This window comes from Ralstonia sp. A12 (assembly GCF_000801955.1).
Taxonomy (GTDB): domain Bacteria; phylum Pseudomonadota; class Gammaproteobacteria; order Burkholderiales; family Burkholderiaceae; genus Ralstonia.
In genome coordinates this window covers 1-24,983 of record NZ_JSZO01000012.1, presented here as the reverse complement: position 1 = coordinate 24,983, position 24,983 = coordinate 1, and the positions used below count along the sequence as shown (strand labels likewise).

The following is a 24,983-nucleotide window of genomic DNA, read 5'->3' as shown; positions in this document are numbered from 1 at the left end:
GCTCTGCCAGGCAGTGCCCCTTTGGCTGACAATGAAAGGTCAGCGGCTAAGCATCATCACGGCTTGACCCATACGCCGCCTGCGCTCGGCACATCGCCTTGCGTCCACCACTTGGCGCAGTACTTCGCGCCCTGATAGCTCACGCACTGGCCACCCTGGTAGGCCGCCGTGGCCGACCACGTGGGCGTGCCGCCGCCCATGGCTTTCCACACCGGCGCCTGGCCGGGCGTATCACCCTGCGTCCACCACTGTGCTTGGTACGTCGTGCCCTGGTAGGTGACGGTCATGCCAGCCGTGTAGATCTGCGTGGCCGACCACGCTGCGCCCGGCGTGGGCGTGCCGCCCGAGCCACCGCCGCTGCTGCCGCCACCATAGTTCGGGTCTTGCGTCACGCCCGTGCCCCAATGGCCGTTGAGCTGCTTGAAGGCGGTCGCAAAGTCATACGGCTTCTGCACGATGCCCGAGCAGGTGGGCGATGTGTAGGCGCCGTTGTTTGGGCACGATTGGTCGCGGCTGATCGACCAGTTGCCTACCATGCCATAGCCGTTGGTGCTTGCGGTGTTCAGCACGCTCTGCGCATTGGCCAGCGTAAAGGTTTCGCCCTGTACGTCGTTCATGCCGATCATCGGCGTCACGCCCACGAGCTGCCACAACTGGGCGCTGGTCTTGACTTGGCCGACGGCCTTGTACGCCGTATCGAGCTGCGAGTACAGCGCCTGCGCCGCGCTGATGGCCGCCGCACCCATGTCGATGTTGGCGGGGCCATAGTCCATCGTCATCAGGTTGACGGCGTCGAATGCCACCTTGTTCTGGATGGCCGCGTTAACGATGTTGATGCCGTCTTGTGTGAGCCCATACGGCATGGCTGGTAGCGTGAGCGAGACATGCAGCGTCTTGCCCTTGGCCGCAAAGTCCGACTGCAGTTGCGCCACCGCCTGGAAGTTGCGCGCCACGGCGGCGGTGTCTTGCTGCGATGCGCCTTCGATATCGAAATCAACGCGCGTGAGGGCGTACGTGTCGAGCACGGTCTGATACGCCGTCTTCAACGCCGGCACTGTGGAGCACGCTTGCATCAACGGCGTGCCGTTCGCCCCGCCAAACGACACAGCAACGTCACCACCCTTGGCGCGGAAGTTGGTGATGGACGTGCCGATGGCCGTCAGCAGATCGCTGCTCGCGCCCCCGCCAACCGCCTGCACGCCGCCCCACGACGGCACGCAGCCGCTGCCCGCCACCACAAAGGCGAGGTTGAATTGCTGAATGCCTTGCCGCACGCCAATCTGGTCAACCAGCGGCGTGGGATAGATCGTGACGTCGACATACGGCGCATACACTCCTGCCGCCTGCGATGCTCCGGCAATGGCGGTCAGACATACCGCTGCAAACGTTCCCGTGATTGAACGTGATGACACCCTGACTTTCATTTTTCTTCTCTCTGTTAAGTGTTGAAAACACACGTGTGCCGACCGAGCGCACGCCTTCGCCAAGCAGCTTAGGCAAGCATTGATCGACCCGCGAAGAATAACGAGGAAGGGCGCCGCGACTGACTCCGCAGGAGTTTCGACACTCCTGCGGCGTCATGCGGGAATCATCAAGACAGACCTGCGAGGCGTGCAGGTCGAGCGGTCAGTGCAACGGGCAATCGCGCGCAATCACGTCACCGATCATCGCGGCTGTGGCGCCAGAAAGCGTCCAGCCGAGGTGCCCGTGGCCCGTGTTGTAGAACACGCGCGCATGCCGCCCGCGACCGACGCGCGGCATCATGTCCGGCATCATCGGGCGCAGGCCGGCCCACGGCACCACGCGCGATGTGCCGATGGCAAAGTTGCGACGCGTCCAGGCCACCAGAGGCTCAATGCGGTCTGCACGAATGTCGCGGTTGTAGCCATTGAACTCCGCCGTGCCGGCCACACGGAAGCGGCCCGCGCCCAGGCGGCTGGTGACGATCTTCGCGCTTTCATCCAGCAGGCTGACCCACGGCGCGCCTTGTACGCTGGCCTCGTCGTCCAGATGCACGGTGATCGAGTAGCCCTTGACCGGGTACACATTGATGCGGTCGCCCACCATCTGCGCAACGTGCCGGCTGCCAACGCCCGCGCAGACGACCAGTGCATCGGCGGAGATCTCCTGCACGACGTTGGCCGCGCTTGTGGAGAGGCGGTCATCCAACGTGGTCTGCAGCAGCAATCGCACGCCGCGCTCGGTGGTTTCCACGTCGCGCACGTCCACGCCTTGCATGAAGCGCACGCCGTGTTTCTCGCATGCCTGTGCGAGACCGCGTGTGAACTTGTGGATGTCGCCGGTGGCGTCGGATTCGGTGAAGTAGCCGCCGTAGTAGCTGCCGCGCAGCGTGGGCTCGATGGCCGCGATGTCTTCGGGGCTCACGGCATGGCGCTCTAGCCCGCCGGCGACGAGCAGGGCGTTGGCCTTGCCCGCTGCCGTAAAGCTCGCCTTGTCGTGATAGACGTGCAGGATGCCGCGCCGCTGCAGGTCGAAATCGATCTGCTCGCGCTCGGCCATCGCAAACAGATGCTTGCGCGCTTCGATGGCCATGCGCGTGGTCTCGATGGTGTTGCGGCGGTAGTGGGCGATGCTGGCCACGAACTCGCCGATCCACGAGTACTTGTGCCACGACGGCTTGGGATTGAGCAGCAGCGGGGCGTCGTTGCGCAGCATCCATTTGATGCCCTTGAGCAGCGTGCCGGTGCTGTTCCAGACCTCGGCATTGCTGGCGGAAAGCTGCCCGCCGTTGGCGAACGAGGTTTCCATGGCCGGATACAAATGCCGGTCGAGAACCGTGACCTGATAGCCGAGTTGCGAGAGCGTGTAAGCAGTGGTGACGCCGGAAATGCCGGCGCCGACGATGACGATGTGCGTCATGGTGGTCCCTATGGAGTGATGTCATGACCGGACGATCCGGTCGGCTCACCCCATCTGTCTCGGGACCTGAGAGCTTGGGCGTCAGCAGCGCTGGCGCCTTCCCCTTCGGTGGGCATGCGCGCGCATGCCTCTCTCCAGATTCGCAGTCGACGCCACAGTCCTTTTGCCTGAGAGTTTCCGGGGTGGTTGCTCCATCGGCGCCGGGCGTTGCGCGTGTGTGCGTTGAGCCCGGTCTCTCCTGCGGCGTGTTGCGGCGGTGCTTGTTGCGCCAGCCGCGCCTGCGTGCTGCCGGTGAAGGCAGCGGGCTGGAGTGTGTCACGGGTTGTGACGTTCGGCAAGCCGGGTGATTGCGGAGGCGACACGCTGGCCGAATGCTATGCTGCGCACCCAAGCGATCTGGGCGTCGCATTTTTGCCCTTTGATCGACATGAAAACGCTCGCAAGAACACAAGATAGAAGAGGGGATGATGGAATCAACACCCGCACAGCAGACCACCAATTCGACGCGCGCACCGCTTGCCATTGCCACGTTGCTGCAAGCCGGCTTTACCGCGACTTACGCATCCGCCTATTTGGAAATGGTGCGCATGGGCGCAATGTCGCTGCTGACCGCGCTGATCTCGTTGCTGGCCTGCCTAGTGCTCTACAGCGGCGTGATCCGGCACATGATGGGCAGGCCTGCGCAGTGGAGCCTGATGCTTGCGGCGGTGGGCCTAGCGTGGTCGTTCCTCAAGTGGGGCTCGGGGAATCTGTGGGCATATCCGTTCCTGCTGGGCGCCGTGATCGGCACGGTGGCCTGGGCGTTGTCGCTCAAGGCTTCGCGGCGTGCCTGACTAGGCATCCAGCCGCGGCAGGCGGACGATGAATCTGGAACCTTTGCCTTCCGCGCTGCTGACGGCAATCGTGCCCTGGTGCAGTTCAACGACAAGCTTGACCAGGTACAGACCGACACCGGCCCCCACCGTACCGGCCACATTGCCACCGCGGACATAGCGCTCGAACAACCGCTCGATATCGCGCTCCGGAATGCCCAGGCCGCGGTCTTCCACCACGACCGATACGTTTTCGGCATTGCCTTGCACATACACACCGATCGGCGTGCCGGGTGGTGAGTATTTGACGGCATTGCCGATCAGGTTGCTGAACGCCTGGAAGAGCAGCTTGGCATCGCCAAAGAATGCATCAGGCCCGTCGGTGTCAATGTGCTCTTCGATGCGGGCGCCGGGTGTGCTATCCCGATGCATTTCGCACACCTCATGAAGCAATGCCGGCAGCGGGAATCGCGTGCGCCGCATGGCTGCGGGCGTCGTGCTGTCGAGCCACTGCGAAGAATCGAGCAGGTGGTCCATCAGATGCGTCATGCGCTGCACCGCTGCACGAATCTTGCCGCAGCGCTCGTCGATCAGTTCTGGCGGAGGTGCCTCGCGCATGCGCATCAGCCGCTGAGCATGGCCGTCAATCACGCCCAGAGGCGTGCGGAATTCATGTGACGCCATCGAGACGAAGTTGCGCTGCAGCTCGGCCAGTCGGCGCTCCTTGTCCAGCATGTCCTGCAGGACTGCCGCCTGCGCAACCAGCGCATCCTTGCTGCGGCCCAGTTCGATGGTGTTGTCGCGAAACCGTGCCACAGCCTGTGCGATGTCGCCGATTTCGTCGCGACGATCCAGACCCGGGATGTCGACGTGCGTGTCGTTGTTGACGATGTGGTGCATGCGGTCGACCAGCACGGCGATCGGGCGGGAGACCGCGTGGGCAAGGTAGGCCACCGCAATCACGACCAGGCATGCTGCCACGATGATGGCGCCAATGATGAGTTGCCGTGCATCATGATAGGCCTGGGCTTCGCGCTCGGTTTCTGCGGCACCGCCGGCCACGCTGCGCTCAGTCATGACGCCCAGCGTGTCGTTGGCCAGGTCGAACGCGTGCTTGGACTCGGCGTGGTAGAGCTGTGTCGCGCCCTTTACCTCACCGGCCTTGGCGGAAATCATCAGCCGCTTCGCCAGCTCCCGGTACATATTCCATTGCACGACGAACTGGCTATAGAGCTCGCGTTCGGCGGCATCGTGTTCGATCTTGTCGTAACGGGCCTGCGAGGCGGTAATGAGGTCGTCCAGCGTGGCGATCTGCTGATCCGCCGCGCGCAAGTCGGCGCGGGACGAGGCGATCAGGAAGTCGCCCTCGGCGGCACGATAGTCGGAGATGTAGTTGTTCAGATCCCCTAGAATGCGGCTGTTCTGCAGCCAGCGCCCGCTGATCTGTGCAGACACGCTGTGGAAGCTCGCCAACTGGTCGATACTGAAGGCACCGACGCCAATCACCAGCAGCAGGAAGGTCACGAACACCAGCGACAACCGCACCCGGATCGGGCGCAGGATCGACGGCGAGCCGAGGCCGAACAGGCGCGCCCGGGGCTGCGGTGAGGGAAACCCGCCGGGCGTCGATTCAGAGGGGGGCATCGGAAGTGTCATGCGCTGGGTCCTCGGGGCAGCACGGAGGTGCTGTTAGGCATCGGCAACCATACCATTCACATGAGTGCATCATGAACGCAACGGCCCCGAAAATCCTCTGTATCGAGGATGACGTCGAGACCGCGGAGCTGATCAGCGAAGAGTTGATCGAGCATGGCTACGCAGTCATCGTCGCCCATGACGGTGAGTCTGGCCTGGCAGCGTTGCTGCGTGAGCAGCCCGACCTTGTGCTGTGCGATGTGGGCATGCCCGGCATGACCGGGTTCGAACTGCTGGAGCAGGTTGGGGCGCTTGCGCCGCGCTATGCGGAGATTCCGTTCGTATTTCTTACCGCGATGGCGCAGCGCGAATCGGAGTTGCGCGGCCGCCGCCTGGGCGCGGACGACTACGTGACCAAGCCGGTCGATTTCGAGATCCTGATCAGCATTGTTCAGACGCGACTGGCCAAGCGGGCACATACGCGTGCACCGCGGCCGCAGGTGCAGTTGAGCGAGCGCGAGGTGGAGGTGCTGGCTTGGTCCGCGCGCGGAAAGACCTCCGGCGAGATCGCCACCATTCTTGGGTTGTCCAAGCGCACGGTGGATTTTCATATCGACAATGCTCGGCTGAAGCTGGGCGTAGCCACGCGCATCGAAGCCGTGGTGAAGGCTTCGAGCGCCGGCATCATCAAGCCATAGCGCGAGCAATGCGCCCGGCCGGTGGATGACCGGGCGAATGCTCAAACAGGCGCGATCTGCTCGGGGGACGGCTCATCATCTGGCGGCTCCTTACCGAGGAACACCATCCGCAACGCCGGTACGATCACCAGCAGCATCAGCGGGCCGACCAGCATGCCGCCCACCACCACGGTGGCCAGCGGGCGTTGCACCTGGCTGCCGATCCCGGTGGAGATGGCGGCCGGGAACAAGCCGATACACGCCGACAACGCGGTCATCAGCATCGGCCGCATCCGCTGCTGCGCGGCATGGAACATTGCTTCCGTGGGCTTGAAGCCCTTATCGCGGCGCAGGTCGTTGTAGTAGGTGATCATCAGAATGCCGTCCATGACCGACACCCCGAACAACGAAACGAAGCCGATCGCTGCTGAGATACTGAAATCCAGCCCGGTCAGGAACAGCGCCGCCACGCCGCCGGTGATGGCAAACGGAATGCCTGCCAGCGCCATGAAGCTGTCGCGCAGCGAGTTGAACAGCCCATAGAGCAGCACCAGGATTAGCACAATGCTGATCGGCACCACCACTTCCAGGCGCTTCTTGGCCTGCTCCAGCTCTTCAAACTCGCCGGCCCACTCGATGCGGTAGCCCTGCGGCAGCTTGACATGCTGGGCGATGCGCTGCTGTGCTTCTTCCACCGTGCCACCCAGGTCGCGGCCGCGTACGCTGAACTTGACCGGGATGTAGCGGGTGTTCTTCTCGTGATAGATGTACGACGCACCCGTGTCGAGCGTGATGTCGGCCAGTGCCGAGAGCGGAATGTACGAGTTCCCGCCATTCGCATTCGTGTAAGCCACCCGAACATTGCGCACCGCGTCGATATTGGCTCGGTACTCGGGCGCCAGACGTAACGTCAGCGCGAACTGACGATCGCCCTCCAGGATGGTGGTGGCCTGCGTGCCGGACAGCGCGGCTTGCACCACGGTGTTCACGTCACCCGTGTTCAGCCCATAGCGTGCAGCCGCTTCACGGTTGATGTGCACATTCAGGTTGGGCTGGCCAAGCACGCGGAACACGCCCAGGTCGGTAATGCCCTTGACCTTGCTCATCTCCGACTGCACCTGGGTCGCCAGGTTTTCCAGCACGTTGAGGTTCGGGCCGACAATCTTGACCGAGTTCGCGCCTTTCACGCCGGACAAGCCTTCTTCCACGTTGTCCTGGATGTACTGCGAGAAGTTCAGGCCGACGCCCGTAAACTCGCTGGTGAACTCCTTCTGGATCTGCGCGATCAGCTTGTCCTTGGTCATGCCGGATGACCACTGGTCGAGCGGCTTGAGCGGGACGAAGAACTCGGCGTTGTAGAAGCCCGCCGAATCGCTGCCATCATCCGGACGGCCGTGCTGCGAGACCACCGTACGCACTTCCGGGTGCTTGAGCAGGATCTGCCGCATGCGGGCCACGGGCGCGATGCCGGATTCCAGCGACGCCGTCTGCGGCATGGTTAGACGAATCCAGAGATTGCCTTCTTCCAGCGCGGGCAAGAACTCGGTGCCTAGAAACGGCATCAACGCCACCGTGGCCGCCAGCACCGTCGCACCGATCGTCACCGCGATGCGCCGGTTGGACAGCGACCACGTCAGCGCCGGTTGATACGCCCGATGCAGCACGCGCACCAGCCACGTTTCCTTCTCTTCAATATGCTTGGGCAGCAGGTACGAGCACAGCGCTGGCGTGACGGTAAAGGTGGCGATCAGCGCACCGGCCAGTGCGTAGCCGTAGGTGCGCGCCATCGGCCCGAAGATCTGGCCTTCCACGCCCTGCATGGTGAACAGCGGCACGAACGCCGCCACGGTGATCAGTGCCGAAAAGAACACCGCGCGATCCACCTGCAGCGCGCTCACGAAAATCATCCGCAGGCGCTCCGGCACGCGCATGCCCAGCACCTTGGCGTCGCGGCTCATCAGCAGGCGTGCCTGTTCGGCCGCCGGCATCTGGAAGTTGCGGAAGATGTTCTCGACCAGGATGACCGATGAATCGACGATGATCCCGAAATCCACCGCACCCACCGACAGCAGGTTGGCGGATTCCCCCGTCAACAGCAGGATCAGGATGCTGAAGAACAGGGCAAACGGAATGTTTACGCTGACGATGATGGCGCTGCGCAGGTCGCCCAGGAAGATCCACTGGATGAAGAACACCAGCAGGCAGCCGAAGAGCAGGGCGTGCATGACCGTGTGCGTGGTCACGGAGACAAGTTCTGAACGGTCGTAGTAGCGCTCGACCTTCACGCCGGCCGGCAGCGTGCCGTCGGAGTTGATCTTGTCCAACTCAGCCTTGACGCGCGCCACCACGTCGTTGGTCTGCATGGTGCGGTTCATCACCACGATGGCGGTAACGACGTCGTCTTCGTTGTCACGCCCGGCACGGCCCAGGCGCGGCGAAAAGCCGATGGTGCTCTTCGCCACGTCTTTCACCTGCACGGGCACGCCGTTGTTTTGCGTGAGGACGATCTTGTCGATGTCCTTCACGTCCTGAATCAGCCCTTCGCCGCGGATGTTGACCGACTGCTGCCCGAAGTTGATCGTGCGCCCGCCCACGTTGATGTTGGCGTTGCCCAGGGCGGTAATCATCTGCGGCAGGGTGACGCCGTAGGCTTCGAGTTTCTTCGGGTCGACCTCGACGTTGTACTGCTTGGTGGTGCCGCCCCAGCTCACCACCTGTGCGACGCCAGGCACGGTCAGCAAGCGGCGTTGCAGCACCCAGTCCTGCAGCGTGCGCAGGTTGGTCAGCCCATAGTGGGGCGGCCCCTTGACTTGGTAGCGCACCACTTCGCCCACCAGGCTCGATGCCTGGATCTGCGGCTGCACGCTGTTGGGCAGGCTCACGTTCTGCTGCAAGGACAGCGCGGCCTGCGTGTACGCAAAGTAGTAGTCGATGCCGTATTTGAACGTCACCCGCACGAACGACAGCCCAAAGAACGACGTGGAGCGGATGTTCTCCACGCCAGGCGTGGCCGCCAGGCCGATTTCCATCGGCACGGTGTAGTACCGCTCCATTTCCTCGGCCGACAGGCCAGGCGTTTGCGCGGTGATCTCCAGGATGACCGGCGCCGGGTTGGGGTACGCCTCGATATTCAGCTTGGAATAGGCGAACAGCCCTGCCACCACGAACACCAGCAGGAACAGCAGGATCAGGGGCCGTCGCAGCAGCGACACCTTGAGAATGGCCTTCAGCACGGTGGACCCCCTTCAGTCAGCGCCGTTGAAGCTGCCGGCGGCTGCCGTGCTCAGATACAACGCCCCCTCGTTGGCGGCCAGCTCACCTGCGGTCAGGCCCTCAAGCACCTGCACGAAGCCGTTCTGCTCGAGGCCGAGCTTGATCACACGCCGTGCGAAGCGCTTGCGGTCGGTTGTCACCCAGGCCGTCATCGTGCCGTCACCCTCGCGCACCACGCCATCCATCGCCAATGCGGGTGAGCTGCTGGGGGCGCCAGTCGTGATGTCGAACGAGGTGAACATGCCGGGCCGCAGCTCGTGCTTCGGGTCGTCGATTTCCGAGCGCACCATGATGCGGTGCGTATTGGCATCCACCGTGGCACCCAGGGTGGCGATCTTGCCGTTGAACACGCGCCCCGGAAACGCCATCACATGCATCTTGACCGGCTGGCCGACGTGCAGCAGCGGCACATCGGCTTCCGGTACGAAGGCCTGCATCCACATGGTCGAGACGTCGGCCACCGTGAACGGTGCCGTGCCACTGCCCGGCTGCAACAGCAGGCCAGGCTGTGCGCTGCGTGCCGTGACCTGGCCAGAGATCGGGCTCACCACGGTCAGCAGTGAATCGGTCTTGCGCGTCTGGACGATCTGGTCCATCTGCGCCGGCGTCTTGCCGAAGACGGCCAGGGCTTCGCGTGCGGCCTTGTAGGCAGCTTCAGCGGCCTGCTGGTCAGAGATGGCTTGGTCCAGATCCTTCTGTGCCAGGCCCTGAATCTCATATAGCTGGTGCGCGCGAGCGAGCGCATCGGTCGTCAGCTTGCGCGTGCCTGCGGTGGAGATGAGGGTGGATTCCGCCTGCACCAGATCGGGGCTTTCGATATCGAACAGCGGCTTGCCCTTGGCAACGGTGTCGCCCACTTTGGCATAGGTGTTGCGGATCTTGCCTTGGTACGACGTGAAGACCTGCACCGCACGGTCTTGGTTGAAGTCAATATTGCCCACGGCCTCACGTCGGTTGGCGAACTCACGTAGCTCAACCGAAGCCACCTTGACGTACTGCAACTGGCCCTGGCTCAGCGTGACGGCCTGGCCATCGCGCGACGGCGCTGCCGGCAACTTCGTGGGCACGTCCCCATACGACGAGGACGAAGTGGGCGAAGAGGGCGCAGCTTCCGAACGCTTCTGCCCGCCCATTCCCCACATCAGCCCGCCGACGACCAGCGCGGCAACGGCGCCCCCAATGGCGGCGGATTTGTAGTCGACCTGCACAGCAGTACCCCAGATGGTAGAAATTTGCCCGCATGATGCTGGCCGGCCGCAGATCGGTCTACTGTGACGAATCACAGTTCGCAACAAATCTGATCCCCCCTAGAATCGCCGCCATTCGATCAAACTGGGTGCTTCCATGCCCGCCAAGACTGCCTCTGGCATGCCACATTCCGCTTTGACCCTGTTGCGCCTGACTGCCGTGGCAGCAGCCTGCCTGTTGGCCTGCGCGTGCGCGGTCGGGCCTAATTTCAAGACGCCGGAAGCGCCCAAGGTGACCGGCTATACGCCGCAGCCGCTGCCGGAGCAGACGTCTTCTGCCGCCACACCGGGCGGCGAGGCCCAGCGTTTCGTCTCCGGCATGAAGGTGTCTGACCAGTGGTGGAAGACATTCCAGTCGGACAAGCTGAACAAGACGATTGCCGGCGCGTTTACCGCCAGCCCCACGCTGGCTGCTGCGCAGGCGGCGCTACGGGTGGCGCAGCAGCAGACGCGCGCGCAGCAGGGGGCGTTTTTCCCGACACTGACGGGCTCATATCAACCCAGCCGCCAGCAGAACGCGGTGGGTACCATTTCGCCCACGCTCACCTCGGGTGCGCCGATCTACTCCCTGCACACTGCGCAGCTCACCATCAGCTACGCGCCGGATGTGTTCGGCCTGAACCGGCGTCAGGTTGAGTCGCTCAAGGCGGCCGAAGACGCGCAGTACTTCCAGATGGAAGCGGCCTATCTGACGCTGGCATCGAACATCGTGGCGGCGGCGGTGCAAGAGGCCTCGCTGCGTGCGCAGATTGATGCGCAGCAGCGCATCGTCGCCATCAACATGCAACTGGTCGACAATTTGCAGAAGCAGTTCAAGCTGGGCGCTGTCACCGGACTGGACCTGGCGGCTGCCGTGACCGCGCAGGCCCAGGCCGAGCAGGCGCTGCCCAGCCTGACGAAACAATTGGCCGTACAGCGTGACCTACTGGCTGCGCTGGCCGGCAAGCTGCCCAGCGAAGGCATTGCCGAGACCTTCACGTTTGCTGATTTCACGCTGCCGCAAGACCTGCCGGTCTCACTGCCGTCTGACCTTGTGCGGCAGCGCCCGGACGTGCGTGCTGCGGAAGAGCAACTACACGCTGCCACTGCGCAGGTGGGTGTGGCCATCGCCAATATGCTGCCGCAACTGACGATTACCGGTACCAAGGGCGGCACTGCCGAGATCTTCAGCCAGATGTTCCGTGACGGCAATGTCTTCTGGAGCCTGGTCGGCAATGTTGCACAGACCTTCTTTGATGGCGGCGCGCTGCTGGCGAAGAAGCGCGGCGCCGATGCCGGTGTCGATCAAGCCGAGGCGCAGTATCGCGGCACCGTCATCACCGCTTTCCAGAACGTGGCAGACACCCTGCACGCACTGGATGCGGATGCTGACGTGCTCAAGGCCGCGCTCAAGTCTGAGCAGGCCGCTCGCACCACACTGGACATTACTGACAAGCAGCGTGCGATCGGGCAGGTCAACATCCTGGCTGTGCTGAACGCCGAGCAGGCCTATCAGACTGCCACGCAAGCCACCATTGCTGCGCGCGCCAACCGCTTTACCGATACGGCGGCATTGTTCCAGGCGCTCGGCGGCGGGTGGTGGAACCGGGAGGGTGTGAGTACGGCCACGAACTGAGCGTCGGAGGCCGTTGCCTCCATCTATCCCCTTGGGGTCGCCAAGCCTGCCCACTCGGCAGTGGTGTGGGTGCGCCACTTGCAACAGTGTTGGCATGCGCGCTACGATCCGCGCTCGCCGGAACCCGATCCTCGGCCCGCCGGCAAGCCGCTCCGGGGCGTTTCTTGCTCCCGCTACCGTGGGCGCGTTTCTGGCCTTGACCGAACGTAGAGGAACCGCCGCTCCATGGGCTTGATTTCGCTGATGGGCCATATCAAAGCTGTGCTGCTCAGTCGCCGTAAGCGGGCTGTTGCTGTCGATTCCGGCGAGGTGTCAGCCGAGGCGCGCAGCGCTGCCGAGATCGAAGCGCTCATCGCCACGCTCAGGCAGCAGGCACCGGATACGCGCCGCGGCGCCAACGTCAGCCTGACCGATCTGGGCGTCGACGATGCATTCGTTTCGCCGCTGGTGGCCACCACGCGCGACGCCGATGCCTACTTCCGTGCGAGCGCTGTCCATGCGCTGGCGGACTACGATCTGCGCCAATATCCGCAAGCCGAGTCCGCCGTGCTGCATGCGCTGGCGCACGACACCGAGGCGGATGTCCGCGCCGCTGCCGTGCTTGCCATCGGCATGCAGTCGGAGGCTGTCGCGCACGCGCACCTGCCCGCGTGCCTCCAAGCCCTCAAGGACCCGAGCGCCGAGGTAAGGCGTGAGGCGGTGCAGGCGCTGGGGCGTTGGTCGTCCGAGCCCGTGGTTGCCGCATTGCGCGCACGGCTGCATCTGGATACCGACGTCGACGTGCGAATCTGGGCAATCCATGCGCTCGCCAGATGCGACACCGCCAATGCGATGCCCGATCTGTTTGCCGCCACAGCGGATCTCGACGGTAGCGTGCGCGCCGCTGCATTGGGCGCGCTGCGCGAATGCCTCGACACAGAAGACACCACGTTGCGCGACCTGCTGCTAGCGGCGTTGTCTGACCCTGTGCCGGAAGTTAGGCGGCAGGCGGCCGAGAGCCTGCGCTTCGGGCCACCAGAGGTGTTGCCCGCGTTGGTGGCCGCAGCCAACGATCCAGAGCCGCGCGTGCGGCTGGAGGTCGTGATCGCGTTGGGCTCGCTACGGGATGCACGGGCGGTCGAGACGATTGCAGCGCGCGTGTTTGACGAAGCGGATGAAGAGGTGCGCTACTACGCCGTCAGTTCGCTCGGTGAATTGCGCAACGCGCATGCCACGCAACACCTCATCACCGTGTTTCAGACGCCCGCGCTGGGGCACCGTGTGCGTTGGGGCGCGTTGTGGGCGCTGGGTGATAGCGGAGATTTCACGGGCATGCCGACGCTTCTTACGGCGCTGGGTGACTCTGATGCCGAGTTCCGCGCACGTGCCGCCGAGTCGATCGCCATGCTGCAGAAGGGCACGCATGCAGATGCCGAGCCGGCATTGCTGCCCGCGTTGACACAGGCCTTGCGGGACAGTGATGGCAACGTGCGGGAGCAAGCCGCGCAGGCATTAGCGGCGATCTACCCGCTGCCAGCGCTGCACGCATTACTTTCGGATCTGCCTGAACGCGATTCCGTCGCCACCCATGCGCTACAGAGCGCGATTGACGCGCGCGAGGAGTTGGCGGCTGCAACTTTGGCCGCGACGCGATCGGGCCAGCGCGGCACTGTGCACTACGAGTAGCCTTCACCAACTGCAGTTCGACACGCGTACCGCGATGCGGCTCCAGTCGCCCGACGGTGAACGTGTTCTGGTAGGCTGCAGAGCCCTACCGTCTTCACTGCACTCGATCCGATGCCAACCCCAGAACCGCAAGCCGTTGCCGGCCCCGTGACCCGTAGCGCAATCTTTATTGTCGCGACACTGAATCCGGGCACCAATCACGCTGGCGTTGTGCGCGCATGGTGTGCCGATGTTGCCGCGCTGGTCCGCTCGGTCGGCAAGCGCTTCCCCTCCGGTCACCTGTCGTGCGTTTGCGGCTTTGGCTCGGATGCCTGGGATGCGCTGTTTGGTGCACCGCGCCCAGCGTCACTGCATCCGTTTCGCGTGTTCGGATCGGGGGCGCGCACCGCCGTTGCGACGCCAGGCGATCTGCTGCTGCATATCCGCGCAGACCAGATGGATCTGTGCTTCGAACTTGCCACGCAACTGATCGGCAGGCTGGGTGACGCAGTCAAGGTGGTCGACGAGGTACACGGCTTCCGCTACTTCGACCAGCGCGCGATGGTCGGCTTTGTTGACGGCACAGAAAATCCAGAGGGTCGCGAAGCCGTCGATTTCACGGTGATCGGCGATGAGGATGCGTCCTTTGCCGGCGGAAGCTATGTGCTCGTGCAGAAGTATCTGCATGACATGGCCGGGTGGAACGCGCTCTCCGTCGAGGCGCAGGAGCGCATCATCGGGCGGACCAAGCTGTCCGATATCGAGCTGGAGGATGACGTCAAACCGTCGTGGTCGCACAGTTCGCTGACGACGCTTGAGGAAGACGGTCGGGAGGTGAAGATCCTGCGCGACAACATGCCGTTCGGCCGCCCAGGTGCTGGCGAGTTTGGCACGTACTTCATCGGCTACGCCCGCTCGCCGGCCCCGATTGAGCAGATGCTGGAAAACATGTTCGTTGGTCGCCCGCCCGGCAACTATGACCGCTTGCTTGACTACAGCCGCGCAGTCACGGGCAGCCTTTTCTTCGTTCCCTCTGCAGACCTGCTGGAAGCGCTGGCCGAGCGGGGGGGCTGATGTCGGCAGCGATTGAGGCGCGGCAACTTTCAACGGTACGAATTACCGGGCGGATCAGCCCCCGATGTCTTTCGGGGTACGGCTGACCTGGATGTTGCTGACGGTGGTGCCGTCCATCGAGTTGAGCGTCACGAACCAGTTGACGGGCGTCGCAGGCGTAGCCAGACGCCGCATGGGTGGCACATCCGGGAGCGGCCCGAGTATGCAGAGCGTGGTCGAGCGCAGATCGGCGGCGGCAGGCTGCATCGCCCGGCACGTGAAGCCGCGAGACTGAAGCGTCTTGACCGCACCATCCAGCGCCGATGACGACGGTATCCAGCCAGCGATCTGCTGCCTTGCCTCCTGCGCCGACTGCTGGGTGCGGAACGCGTCTTCTGACCTGGCTGCGCCGGCGGCAGCACACCCTTGCGTGAACAAGAGCAGCGAGAGCGCCAATGGCAGCCAGCGCAGCCGGAAGTGAATGGTTTGCATCGTCAAGGTGACTCCTGATTTTGCGTGAGGCAGCGACAGCGTGCGGCGCATGGTAGCGCAGTGGGATGTTGTCTAGACTGGGTTGGAAGCTGTCAGCCTGACGACGTGGTTCCCATCCCTGTCATTCACGAGAGAGGCTCACCATGATCACCGAGATCGTCTTCTTCAAACTCAAACCTGACGTAGACATTCCCACGCTATTGGCGCGCTACGAAAGCACGGCGGTGAAATGGGCCGAGAACCCTGACCTGCTGCAGAAGTGGTACTTCCATGACGCAGCCACTCGGGAAGGCGGTGGGGTGTACATCTGGCGCAGCCGGGAGGCGGCCGAACGATGGCACGGCGCAGAGTACAAGGCGATGGTTGAGCAGGTCTACGGGTATCCACCGGAGATTCGCGTGCTCGATGCGTTGGGGCATGTCGATGCAACCCGGAAGACCTACGAGATGTTCAACGGCGAAAGCCCGGTCTGACTTGCCCGCAGGGCCATCACGATGGCCCTTGATCCATGCCCTGCTAGGAAGCGTGTTGCTCCACACGCGCGATATTGGCCACCTCGCCAACGTGCTTGCGCACCGCAGTCTTGCCTGCGGCAGACCACGCCTCAAATGACGTCGTTCCACTGGTTACCCCGATAAACGGCATGCCCGCGCGTTCGGCGGCCTGCGCATCAACGGCATGGTCACCAACGTACACCGCTTCGACCGCCGTGATGCCGAGCAGCGCCAGCGCGGCTTCTATGCCTTCGGGGTCGGGCTTGTGGCGCTGCACGTCATCCCCACCGATCAACACGTCAACCAGAGGCCGCAATCCGGCTCGCGCAAGCGTGGCGTCGATCCGATGGCGAAACTTGGACGAGACGATCGCGATGGCCATGCCCTGTTCACGCAGTTGTGCGAGCAGGGCCGGCACCTCGGGGTAGATGCGGGTGGACTGCACCATGATCTCGTCGGCACGTGCGACGAAGTGCCGTGCAAACGCGTCGGCGCGTGCCGGTTCGCTGTCGTCGGTCAGGGATTGGAACATCACGTGCAGCGGCAGCCCGATGACGGCATGAATCTCCGCAGGCGTGGCAGTTGGCGCGTCCAGTTGTCGCAATGCGTGCTCGGTGCATTCGATGATGGCGCTGGAGGAATCGGCCAATGTCAGGTCGAAGTCGAAAATCACTGCGCGAGTCGGCATGGGGTGGAAGCTCCTTGGTTCAGTGCGCCATTTTCTGGATCGGCGAGTTGATGTTGGGGCCGCGAACAGCCGACATCATGCACCGGCAGCAGAGTCTGCGCATGAAGGGTTGCCCCATCTTGGTCGGCAGAAAACGCGCCATGTGCTGCGGTATTTCACCTCCTACCTCATCCAGGTCAATCGTCCGGCAATGGATGGCCTTGAAAGCATGGCGGTGTTCGTCGAGATTGTGAGCAATGGAAACCTGACAACGGCCGCTGAGCGGCTGAGCCTATCGTCAAGCATGGTCGGCAAGCACCTGAACACACTCGAGATCCGTCTTGGGGTCAAGCTGCGCTCGCGATGAATCGCCGGGAAGTCGGCGGGCAGACAAAATGTGGGGCGAAGCACCGTGCCGAAACAAGCCACTCCGATGCGTTCATTTCCCACTGGGAGTGGGGAATCCGTTGCGGCCCTTTGCCTGCACGGAAGGCCATCGCCGGGTCAGTCGCGTGACTACCTGCCGTACTGACACCTGATCTGCAGTGCGTGTATGTCCGGGGTCAATCTGAAGAGATGCGGTGCTTTTATCCTTCTAATTCAGCGATTGAATGTCAGACTGCATAAAGAATCGAACGGTATCGCTTTAAAGCTAGGTTTAATAAGGTGTTCGCAAGGGAAATACACCACGCTGTCTAAAGACGAAATCGCCCCGGTCGTTGAGCGGGTAGTGATGCCGGGAGATCGATTTCCGAGTCTTTGACGCTGGCCTACCGCATTGCACGGTCAACCAGCAGAACAGCGTTACAACTTTCCAAGCGAGAACATCATGGGATTTCAACAAGGGTTGAGTGGCCTCGACGCTGCGTCCAAGTCGCTGGACACGATCGGCAGCAATATCGCCAACGCCAATACCGTCGGCTACAAGAAAGCGACGACGGTGTTTGGTGACGTGTATGCGCGCTCGCTCGTCGGCGCATCGGATAGCCAGATCGGGCAGGGTGTGAACGTGACGCGCGTGTCGCAGTCCTTCACGCAGGGCAATGTCACGCGTACAGGCAATCCGCTGGATATCGCCATCAACGGCACGGGCTTCTACCGCATGGTGGACTCTGGCAGCGGTCAGGTGTCGTACACGCGTAATGGCCAGTTCCAGACCGACAAGAATGGCTACATCATCTCCGCCACCGGCCAGAATCTGACCGGCTACGGCGTGGATTCCACCGGCAAGGTCAACACGGCCGTGCTGACCAACCTGCAGATTCCGGTGAACGACCTGGCCCCGCTGGGCACGACCAACACCACGTTTGGCGTCAACCTTGATGCTGGCGCCAAGCTGCCGGCCACCGCGCCGTTCTCGGCCACCAACTCGCAGACTTTCAATCACTCCGTTTCGCAGCAAGTGTATGACGGCACGGGCAAGGCGCATATGTTGACCAACTACTACGTGCGCACCAATACCGGTTGGGATGTCCACGCAATGTTGGACGGTGCTCCGCCCGCAGCCGGCAACCCCATTACCTCGCTCACGTTCAACGGCACCGGCCAACTGACTTCCGCGCCCACCAAGATTCCGGTTGCGTTTGCCGGCACGAGCATCACCAACATCGACCTGACGGGCACCACGCAGTACGGCGGCGGCTACAACGACACGGCCCCTGGCGTCTCGCAAGACGGCTACGCCACCGGGCGCCTGGCCAGCTACGCCGTGGGCAACGACGGCACGGTGATGGCGCGGTACTCCAATGGCCGCACCGCGGTGCTGGGCCAGGTTGCGATGGCCAACTTCAAGGCGCCGGATGGCCTGCAGAACATTGGCGGCAACCAGTGGGTAGAGACCTCCAACTCGGGCGCGGCAAACCTCGGCACGCCGGGCATGGGCTCGTTTGGCTTGCTGCAGTCGCAATCGGCAGAACAGTCGAACGTGGATCTTTCGGCCGAACTGGTCCACATGATTGTTGCCCAGCGTTCATACCAAGCCAACGCGCAAACCATCAAGACACAGGATTCGATCCTGCAGACGCTCGTCAGCCTGCGCTGATCGCGTACGGCCGTTGATACCCCGCCTGGTGCGGCTCTGGCATGCCGGAGCCCCGGGGCGGCTTCATTCCGATTTTGACGAGAGGCCTCCAATTGATTCGCTCCCTGTGGATTTCCAAGACGGGGATGGACGCCCAGCAAACACAACTGGACGTCGTCTCCAACAACCTGGCGAACGTCAATACGACGGGTTTCAAGCGTTCGCGCGCCGTGTTCGAAGATCTGCTGTACCAGACCACGCGCGAACCGGGCGCACAGTCGTCACAGCAGACCACGCTGCCTTCTGGCATGCAGGTCGGTACCGGAACGCGCGTTGTCGCCACCACGCGGTTGCACACGCAAGGCAACATGACCAAGACCGGTAACTCGACCGACGTGGCCATCAACGGCAACGGCCTCTTCCAGGTGCAGATGCCCGATGGCACGCTGGCTTACACGCGTGACGGCAGCTTCCAGATTAACGCGCAGGGGCAGCTCGTGACATCGAGCGGCTATGCGGTGCAGCCGGCGATCACCGTGCCGCAGAATGCCAAGAGCCTGACGGTCGGCAAGGATGGGGTGGTGACGGTCACCACGGCAGGGTCGCCCAACAGCACGCAGGTGGGCACCTTCCAGCTGGCCAGCTTCGTCAACCCGGCCGGCCTGCGCAGCATGGGCGAGAACCTGTACGCAGAGACGGAGGCTTCCGGCACCGCCAATCTGGCCGCACCCGGTTCCAACGGCGTTGGCGTACTCAATCAGAACTACGTGGAAACGTCCAACGTGAACGTGGTGGAAGAAATGATCCAGATGATCCAGACGCAGCGCGCGTACGAGATCAACAGCAAAGCCGTGCAAACGTCCGACCGCATGCTGGAAAAAGTGGCGCAGCTCAAGTAACGCACCGCGCGCCTGATCGGGCAGATTCTTCTCCTTGCAACTATGAGTTCTTCTCTTCTGAACATTGGCGCATCGGGCTTGCGCGCTGCGGGCATCCACCTGCAGGTGACGGGCAACAACATCGTCAACGCCAACACGCCCGGCTATTCGCGCCAGGAAGCGGTGCAGACGCAGAATGTGCCGCTGTATGCCGGTGTCGGCTATCTGGGGCAGGGTGCCGATGTCGCCACCGTCAAGCGCATCTACGACCAGTTCCTGACCACCCAGGTACAGAACGGCCATGCGGCCACCAGTGCTGCCAACCAGCTCAGCAGCCTGCTGACCGGCCTGGACAAATACATGGGGGACCCCAACAGCGGGCTGAGCTCGGCGCTCACCAGTTTCTTCAACGCAGCCGATGGTCTGGCCTCCAAGCCGTCGGACACCACTGCGCGGCAGGTGTTTCTGAACGCCGCCGCAGGCCTGCAGAACCGCTTCAATGCGATTGCTGGGCAGATGAATGCGCTGTCGAGCCAGGTCAATACGCAGGTACAGACGCAAGTCAGCACTGTCAACGGCACCGCCAAGCAGATCGCCGCGCTCAATGAGCAGATCGCCAAGGCGGAAAGCTCTACCGGCCAGCCCGCCAATGACCTGCGTGACCAACGCGATCAGCTCGTCCAGACACTGAACAAATCCATCAAGGCCAGTGCAGTGCAGACGAGCGACGGCCAGTACAACGTCTACATCGGCAATGGGCAGGCCCTGGTGCAGGGCAACCAGAGTTTTGAGTTGACGACGGTGTCATCGCCGTACGATTCGACGCAGCTTTCGGTGGGTTACAAGAGCCCGGCAGGCACCGTCAGCGTTGACGACAGCCAGCTTGGCGGCGGTGCTTTGGGCGGATTGATGGAGTTCCGGCGCAATACGCTCACTCCCGCGCAGAACAGCCTGGGTCGTCTGGCGGCCGCCACGTCATCGGCCGTGAACGCCCAGAACAGGCTAGGCATGGACGCCAACGGCAAGATGGGCTCGGACCTGTTCTCCGTGGCCGGCCCCAGCGTTGCACCCAGCAGCGGCAACACCGGTAGCGGCACGCTTACGGCCACCATCACCAATGCCAACGCGGGGCAGGGGTATGACTATCAGGTGAAGTATCAGGGCGGCGCCTATACGGTGTCGCGCTATCCCGATGGTTCCAGCGCGGTCACGGTCACCAGTTGGCCGACCACGGTGGATGGCGTCACGCTCAACCTGAGCGGCACGATGAGCAACGGAGACTCGTTCCTCGTGCGCCCCACCGCCAACGCCGCGTCCAGCATGAAGACGTTGACGAACGACTACCACGCGGTCGCCGCAGCCTCTCCGGTGGTGGCGGACTTGGGCAGTAACAACAAGGGCAGCGGGGCGGTTACGTCCGTCGGCGTGAATGCAGGCTACGCAGCAACGCCGCTGACCTCGCCGGTCTCGCTCACCTACAACGCGGCGGGCGGCGGTACGCTTTCAGGCTTTCCGGGCACTGTCACCGTCACCGTCAACGGCACGTCGACCACGTATACCGGCACGGCGCCCTACACGCAGGGCGCCACGTATGCGTTCAACGGCGTCCAGATGACGATGACGGGCTCGCCTGCCAACGGCGACACCTTCAAGTTCTCGCCCAACAGCGCCAACAGTACGGATAACGGCGACGCCAGTGCGTTGGCCAAGCTGCGCAACGCCACGCTGCTCGACGGCGGTACCACGTCGATCGGCTCGGCGTGGAACAGTCTCACCACACAGGTGGGCGTGCAGACCAACCAGGCCAGCGGCAACCTGACCGCGCAGGCGGGGCTGCTGTTGAGCGCCACGCGGCAGCAGCAATCGGTGTCAGGCGTGAGTCTGGATGAGGAAGCGATGAACCTGATGCGCTATCAGCAGGCTTACCAGGCCTCGGCAAAGGTCATGCAAACGGCAAACAGTCTGTTTGACTCGCTGCTATCCATCGCGGGGCGTTGAGATCGGTCGATGTTGACCTGAGCCGGACCAGTGCAAGGCTGGTCCGGTACGTTTTCGGTCAAGACGGGGCCCAGCCTTCAGTCTTCTCCGTCACCGGCCTCGGAGTCGGGCGCTCCGTAATAGAGCACACCAAGCTGGATCGGCGCGCGGCCCGCAGCCTTGCGCTGCTGGTTCGTGTCACGCAGCGAGTAAGCGCAGCCGCAGTATTCCTGCTGATAGAAGTTCTCGCGCTTGCTGATCTCAATCATGCGGGCCGAGCCGCCGCCCTTACGCCAATTGAATTCCCAATACATCAGATCGGGATAGCGTGAGGCCGCGCGTACGCCGCTCTCGTTGATCTGCTGCATGTTCTTCCAGCGGGAAATGCCGAGTGAACTGGTGATGACCGGGAAGCCATGCTCGTGCGCATACAGCGCCGTGCGCTCGAACCGCATGTCAAAGCACATCGTGCAGCGCACGCCGCGCTCGGGTTCGTTCTCCATGCCCTTGGCACGCGCGAACCAGTTATCGCGATCGTAATCCGCATCGATGAAGGGGATGCTGAACTTCTCTGCAAATCGGATGTTTTCATCCTTGCGCAGGTCGTATTCCTTACGCGGGTGAATGTTCGGGTTGTAGAAGAAGATCGTGTAGTCGATGCCGGAAGCCAGCATGGCTTCCATGACTTCACCGGAGCACGGCGCGCAGCAGGAATGCAGCAGCACCTTGTTGTGCCCGCCGGGCAGCGGCAACGCCTTGCGTTCAGCGGGTGTCGTGGGAGTTGTCATGAGGTTCCTCGCGTCCCGAGGCGGGACTCAGGGTGTACTCGATTGCGATTTATGAATGAAATTCATTCAATTCAAAAAATACATCATTTTACTTCATGAAGTGAGATTTTTAGAATCAGCGGATCGATTTGACTCCACCGGAATATTCAGAAGATGACCACCGTCCACAACCTCGGCTTTCCCCGCATCGGCGCCAAGCGCGAACTCAAGTTCGCCCTCGAGTCCTATTGGAAAGGCGAATCGTCGCGCGATGCGCTGAAGGGCCTCGGCGCCCAACTGCGTCAGCGCCACTGGCAGAACCAGCAAGGCCTCGACCTCGTGCCGGTGGGCGACTTTGCCTTCTATGACCAGGTGCTGGACATGAGCTTCACGCTTGGCAACCTGCCGGAGCGCGTGCGCGATTTCCACGGTGATGCGCTGGACAACTACTTCCGCGTGGCCCGCGGCCGCTCGGCGCAGTCCGCAGAACACGCCGCCTGCTGCGGTGGCGTGGCGGCCGGTGAAATGACCAAGTGGTTCGACACCAACTACCACTACATCGTCCCCGAGTTCGCTGCCGATACGGCGTTCAAGCTGGACACTTCGCGTTTGGTCGAGCAACTGGCCGAAGCCCGCGCGCAAGGCGTACGCGCCAAACCGGTGATCGTCGGCCCTGTCACGTACCTCGCGCTGGGCAAGGCCAAGGACGATTCCGACAGGCTCGCATTGCTGCCGCGCTTGCTGGCGGTGTATGCCGATCTGCTGGCCGCACTGGCAGCGCAGGGCGTGGAATGGGTGCAGATTGACGAGCCCGTGCTGGTGACCGAACTGGCGCCGGAATGGCAGGGCGCTTTCCGCACCGCCTATGCCGCGCTGGCCAAGAGCCCGGTCAAGCTGCTTTTGGCGACGTACTTCGGCCAACTGCAGGAAAACCTGCCGCTGGTGGCCGAGCTGCCTGTGCAGGGCGTACACCTGGATGCCATCAATGCGCGCCAGGAGGTGGCGAGCCTGATCGCAACGCTGCCGGCTGACCGCGTGGTCTCGTTGGGCGTGATCAACGGCCGCAATATCTGGAAGACCGATCTCAATGGCGTGCTGGACTGGCTGGAGCCGGTAGCGGCGCAACTGGGTGATCGCCTGTGGATTGCCCCGTCGTGCTCCCTGCTGCACGTGCCGGTCGACCTGAGCAGTGAACAGAAGCTCGATGCCGACGTGAAGTCCTGGTTGGCCTTCGCGTTGCAGAAGCTCGACGAACTCAAGGTACTGGCCGTGGCGCTGCGCCAGGGGCGTGACGCCGCGAAGGATGCGCTGTCAGCCAACCGTGCTGCCATCGACGCCCGCCGCAACTCGCCGCGTGTACACAATCCCGACGTCAAGGCCGCCGTCGACAAGATCACCCGCACGCTGGGCGAGCGTCAGAACGTATACGGCGTACGTGCCCCGAAGCAAACCGCGTTGCTGAAGCTGCCTGCGTTCCCGACCACCACGATCGGCTCGTTCCCGCAAACGGCAGAGATTCGTCATGCGCGCAGCCAGTTCAAGGCAGGCGCGCTGGACGCAGCCGGCTACAAGCAGGCCATGCACGCCGAGATCGAACGCAGCGTGCGCGAGCAGGAAGCCCTGGGCCTGGACGTGCTTGTGCACGGCGAGGCCGAGCGCAACGACATGGTCGAATACTTTGGCGAACAACTGCAGGGCTACGCCTTCAGCCAGTTCGGTTGGGTGCAGTCGTATGGCTCGCGCTGTGTGAAGCCGCCTATCCTGTTTGGAGACATCAGCCGCCCGAACGCCATGACGGTCGAATGGATCCAATACGCCCAGTCGCTCACCAGCAAGCCGATGAAGGGCATGCTCACGGGCCCGGTCACCATCCTGAACTGGTCCTTTGTGCGTGACGATCAGCCGCGCTCGGTATCGTGCTACCAGCTCGCCCTGGCGATTCGTGAAGAAGTGCTGGATCTGGAGCGTGCCGGCATCAGCGTGATCCAGATCGACGAAGCGGCACTGCGCGAAGGACTGCCGCTGCGCCGCGCGCAATGGCAGGAGTACCTGGACTGGGCCGTGGAGTCGTTCCGCATCACTGCAAATGGCGTGCGCGATGAAACGCAGATCCACACCCATATGTGCTACTCGGAGTTCAACGACATCATCAAGTCGATTGCCGACATGGATGCCGACGTGATCACGATCGAGACCTCGCGCTCGGACATGGAGCTGCTCGACGCGTTCGACAACTTCAAGTATCCGAACGAGATTGGCCCGGGCGTGTATGACATCCACTCGCCGAACATCCCGACGCAGGATCACATCGTCCAACTGATGCGCAAGGCCGCCGAGCGCATTCCGCAGGAGCGCCTGTGGGTCAACCCGGACTGCGGTCTGAAGACCCGCCAGTGGGCTGAGGTGATTCCGGCGCTGACCAACATGGTCGCCGCCGCCAAGACGCTGCGCGACCAATAAGCACGCCTGTCTCTATATAAAGGGATCCGTCTATAAGGAGACCCGTCGCCCCGGCATGTCCGGGGCGATGCCGTTCTCGGGCTCCTTTCATCAGTAACCGCTGCCGCCAGTGAGTTAATCGGAGTGCCCATGAGGGCGAGGTTGCTGCTTTTGAATTATTTTTTTGCCCGCAATCCCAGTCCCAGCCTGGGTTGGCGAGCATTCTTCACGGTCTCGTCATCAGTTGGTCATGAGAAAGGTGTTGCCAAGCGCGGGAAACCTCCCTATAGTTCGCCCCTCGCTGTACGACACAGCGCCGAAACGAAAGCGACGGTGGCGGTGTTGAGGCGGTGGAGAAGTAGAAGTGGTGCGGGTTTCCGGCCGATTGGTAGCGTGAATCGGGTGGGTGTCGC

At 62.9% G+C, this 24,983-nt stretch carries 18 protein-coding genes, 1 pseudogene and 1 riboswitch; of the genes and pseudogenes, 11 read left to right on the top strand and 8 right to left on the bottom strand.

Annotated elements, in window-relative coordinates; genetic code table 11:
- Nucleotides 1-56: 56 nt before the first annotated feature.
- On the bottom strand, nucleotides 57-1,424 hold the full coding sequence (locus tag PI87_RS15420) for a chitinase (RefSeq protein WP_039598610.1): 1,368 nt from the start codon (nucleotides 1,422-1,424) through the stop codon (nucleotides 57-59).
- 202 nt (nucleotides 1,425-1,626) lie between these two features.
- Nucleotides 1,627-2,880 (bottom strand): D-amino acid dehydrogenase, encoded by a 1,254-nt coding sequence (locus tag PI87_RS15415; protein WP_039598609.1) that lies wholly within the window; start codon nucleotides 2,878-2,880, stop codon nucleotides 1,627-1,629.
- Nucleotides 2,881-3,025: 145 nt separating this feature from the next.
- Nucleotides 3,026-3,131, bottom strand: a riboswitch (glycine riboswitch).
- 213 nt (nucleotides 3,132-3,344) lie between these two features.
- Here PI87_RS15415 and PI87_RS15410 point away from each other — a divergent pair.
- On the top strand, nucleotides 3,345-3,713 hold the full coding sequence (locus tag PI87_RS15410) for a hypothetical protein (protein ID WP_039598608.1): 369 nt from the start codon (nucleotides 3,345-3,347) through the stop codon (nucleotides 3,711-3,713).
- Here PI87_RS15410 and PI87_RS15405 read toward each other — a convergent pair whose 3' ends face one another.
- Nucleotides 3,714-5,336: a sensor histidine kinase gene (locus tag PI87_RS15405; RefSeq protein ID WP_052321561.1), complete on the bottom strand. Its 1,623-nt coding sequence runs from the start codon at nucleotides 5,334-5,336 to the stop codon at nucleotides 3,714-3,716.
- Nucleotides 5,337-5,419: 83 nt separating this feature from the next.
- On the opposite strand from PI87_RS15405, the gene PI87_RS15400 reads away from it, so the two are divergent.
- Nucleotides 5,420-6,025 (top strand): response regulator transcription factor, encoded by a 606-nt coding sequence (locus tag PI87_RS15400; RefSeq protein ID WP_039598606.1) that lies wholly within the window; start codon nucleotides 5,420-5,422, stop codon nucleotides 6,023-6,025.
- A 41-nt stretch (nucleotides 6,026-6,066) separates the two neighbouring features.
- Here the strand turns inward: PI87_RS15400 and PI87_RS15395 are convergent, their stop codons facing one another.
- Nucleotides 6,067-9,237 carry an efflux RND transporter permease subunit gene (locus tag PI87_RS15395; RefSeq protein WP_039598605.1) on the bottom strand — a complete coding sequence of 1,057 codons (3,171 nt, stop codon included), beginning with the start codon at nucleotides 9,235-9,237 and terminating at the stop codon, nucleotides 6,067-6,069.
- A gap of 12 nt (nucleotides 9,238-9,249) precedes the next feature.
- Nucleotides 9,250-10,485: an efflux RND transporter periplasmic adaptor subunit gene (locus PI87_RS15390; protein ID WP_039598604.1), complete on the bottom strand. Its 1,236-nt coding sequence runs from the start codon at nucleotides 10,483-10,485 to the stop codon at nucleotides 9,250-9,252.
- Nucleotides 10,486-10,621: 136 nt separating this feature from the next.
- On the opposite strand from PI87_RS15390, the gene PI87_RS15385 reads away from it, so the two are divergent.
- The 3 genes and pseudogenes from PI87_RS15385 to PI87_RS15375 form a co-directional block, all read left to right on the top strand.
- On the top strand, nucleotides 10,622-12,139 hold the full coding sequence (locus tag PI87_RS15385; RefSeq protein ID WP_039598603.1) for an efflux transporter outer membrane subunit: 1,518 nt from the start codon (nucleotides 10,622-10,624) through the stop codon (nucleotides 12,137-12,139).
- A gap of 225 nt (nucleotides 12,140-12,364) precedes the next feature.
- Nucleotides 12,365-13,804, top strand: a complete 1,440-nt coding sequence (locus tag PI87_RS15380) for a HEAT repeat domain-containing protein (protein ID WP_039598602.1) — start codon at nucleotides 12,365-12,367, stop codon at nucleotides 13,802-13,804.
- Nucleotides 13,805-13,915: 111 nt separating this feature from the next.
- Nucleotides 13,916-14,848, top strand: a pseudogene (locus PI87_RS15375) (Dyp-type peroxidase); the annotation flags it as partial.
- Nucleotides 14,849-14,911: 63 nt separating this feature from the next.
- On the opposite strand, the gene PI87_RS15370 reads toward PI87_RS15375, so the two are convergent.
- Entirely contained in the window at nucleotides 14,912-15,328 is a 417-nt protein-coding gene (locus tag PI87_RS15370; protein ID WP_039598601.1) for a hypothetical protein, read from the bottom strand.
- 143 nt (nucleotides 15,329-15,471) lie between these two features.
- Here PI87_RS15370 and PI87_RS28100 point away from each other — a divergent pair, with 143 nt between their 5' ends.
- Nucleotides 15,472-15,801: a YdhR family protein gene (locus tag PI87_RS28100; RefSeq protein ID WP_052321560.1), complete on the top strand. Its 330-nt coding sequence runs from the start codon at nucleotides 15,472-15,474 to the stop codon at nucleotides 15,799-15,801.
- Between the two features lie 43 nt (nucleotides 15,802-15,844).
- On the opposite strand, the gene PI87_RS15360 is transcribed toward PI87_RS28100, so the two are convergent.
- Nucleotides 15,845-16,510 (bottom strand): HAD family hydrolase, encoded by a 666-nt coding sequence (locus PI87_RS15360; protein WP_039598600.1) that lies wholly within the window; start codon nucleotides 16,508-16,510, stop codon nucleotides 15,845-15,847.
- Here PI87_RS15360 and PI87_RS29110 point away from each other — a divergent pair.
- The 4 genes from PI87_RS29110 to flgK all read left to right on the top strand — a co-directional run bounded on the left by PI87_RS29110 (nucleotide 16,509) and on the right by flgK (nucleotide 21,385).
- A complete protein-coding gene (locus PI87_RS29110; protein WP_198139569.1) occupies nucleotides 16,509-16,856 on the top strand; it encodes a helix-turn-helix domain-containing protein in 348 nt (115 codons plus the stop codon). The genes PI87_RS15360 and PI87_RS29110 overlap by 2 nt on opposite strands.
- Nucleotides 16,857-17,318: 462 nt before the next feature.
- Nucleotides 17,319-18,530 carry a flagellar hook protein FlgE gene (gene flgE / locus PI87_RS15350; protein ID WP_039598598.1) on the top strand — a complete coding sequence of 404 codons (1,212 nt, stop codon included), beginning with the start codon at nucleotides 17,319-17,321 and terminating at the stop codon, nucleotides 18,528-18,530.
- 92 nt (nucleotides 18,531-18,622) lie between these two features.
- A complete protein-coding gene (flgG, locus tag PI87_RS15345; RefSeq protein WP_039598597.1) occupies nucleotides 18,623-19,408 on the top strand; it encodes a flagellar basal-body rod protein FlgG in 786 nt (261 codons plus the stop codon).
- A gap of 42 nt (nucleotides 19,409-19,450) precedes the next feature.
- Nucleotides 19,451-21,385, top strand: a complete 1,935-nt coding sequence (flgK, locus tag PI87_RS15340; RefSeq protein WP_039598596.1) for a flagellar hook-associated protein FlgK — start codon at nucleotides 19,451-19,453, stop codon at nucleotides 21,383-21,385.
- 77 nt (nucleotides 21,386-21,462) lie between these two features.
- Here the strand turns inward: flgK and PI87_RS15335 are convergent, their stop codons facing one another.
- Complete coding sequence (locus PI87_RS15335) at nucleotides 21,463-22,152, bottom strand: epoxyqueuosine reductase QueH (RefSeq protein ID WP_039598595.1); 690 nt, start codon at nucleotides 22,150-22,152, stop codon at nucleotides 21,463-21,465.
- A gap of 153 nt (nucleotides 22,153-22,305) precedes the next feature.
- On the opposite strand from PI87_RS15335, the gene metE reads away from it, so the two are divergent.
- Nucleotides 22,306-24,591: a 5-methyltetrahydropteroyltriglutamate--homocysteine S-methyltransferase gene (gene metE, locus PI87_RS15330; RefSeq protein WP_039598594.1), complete on the top strand. Its 2,286-nt coding sequence runs from the start codon at nucleotides 22,306-22,308 to the stop codon at nucleotides 24,589-24,591.
- Nucleotides 24,592-24,983: the final 392 nt, after the last annotated feature.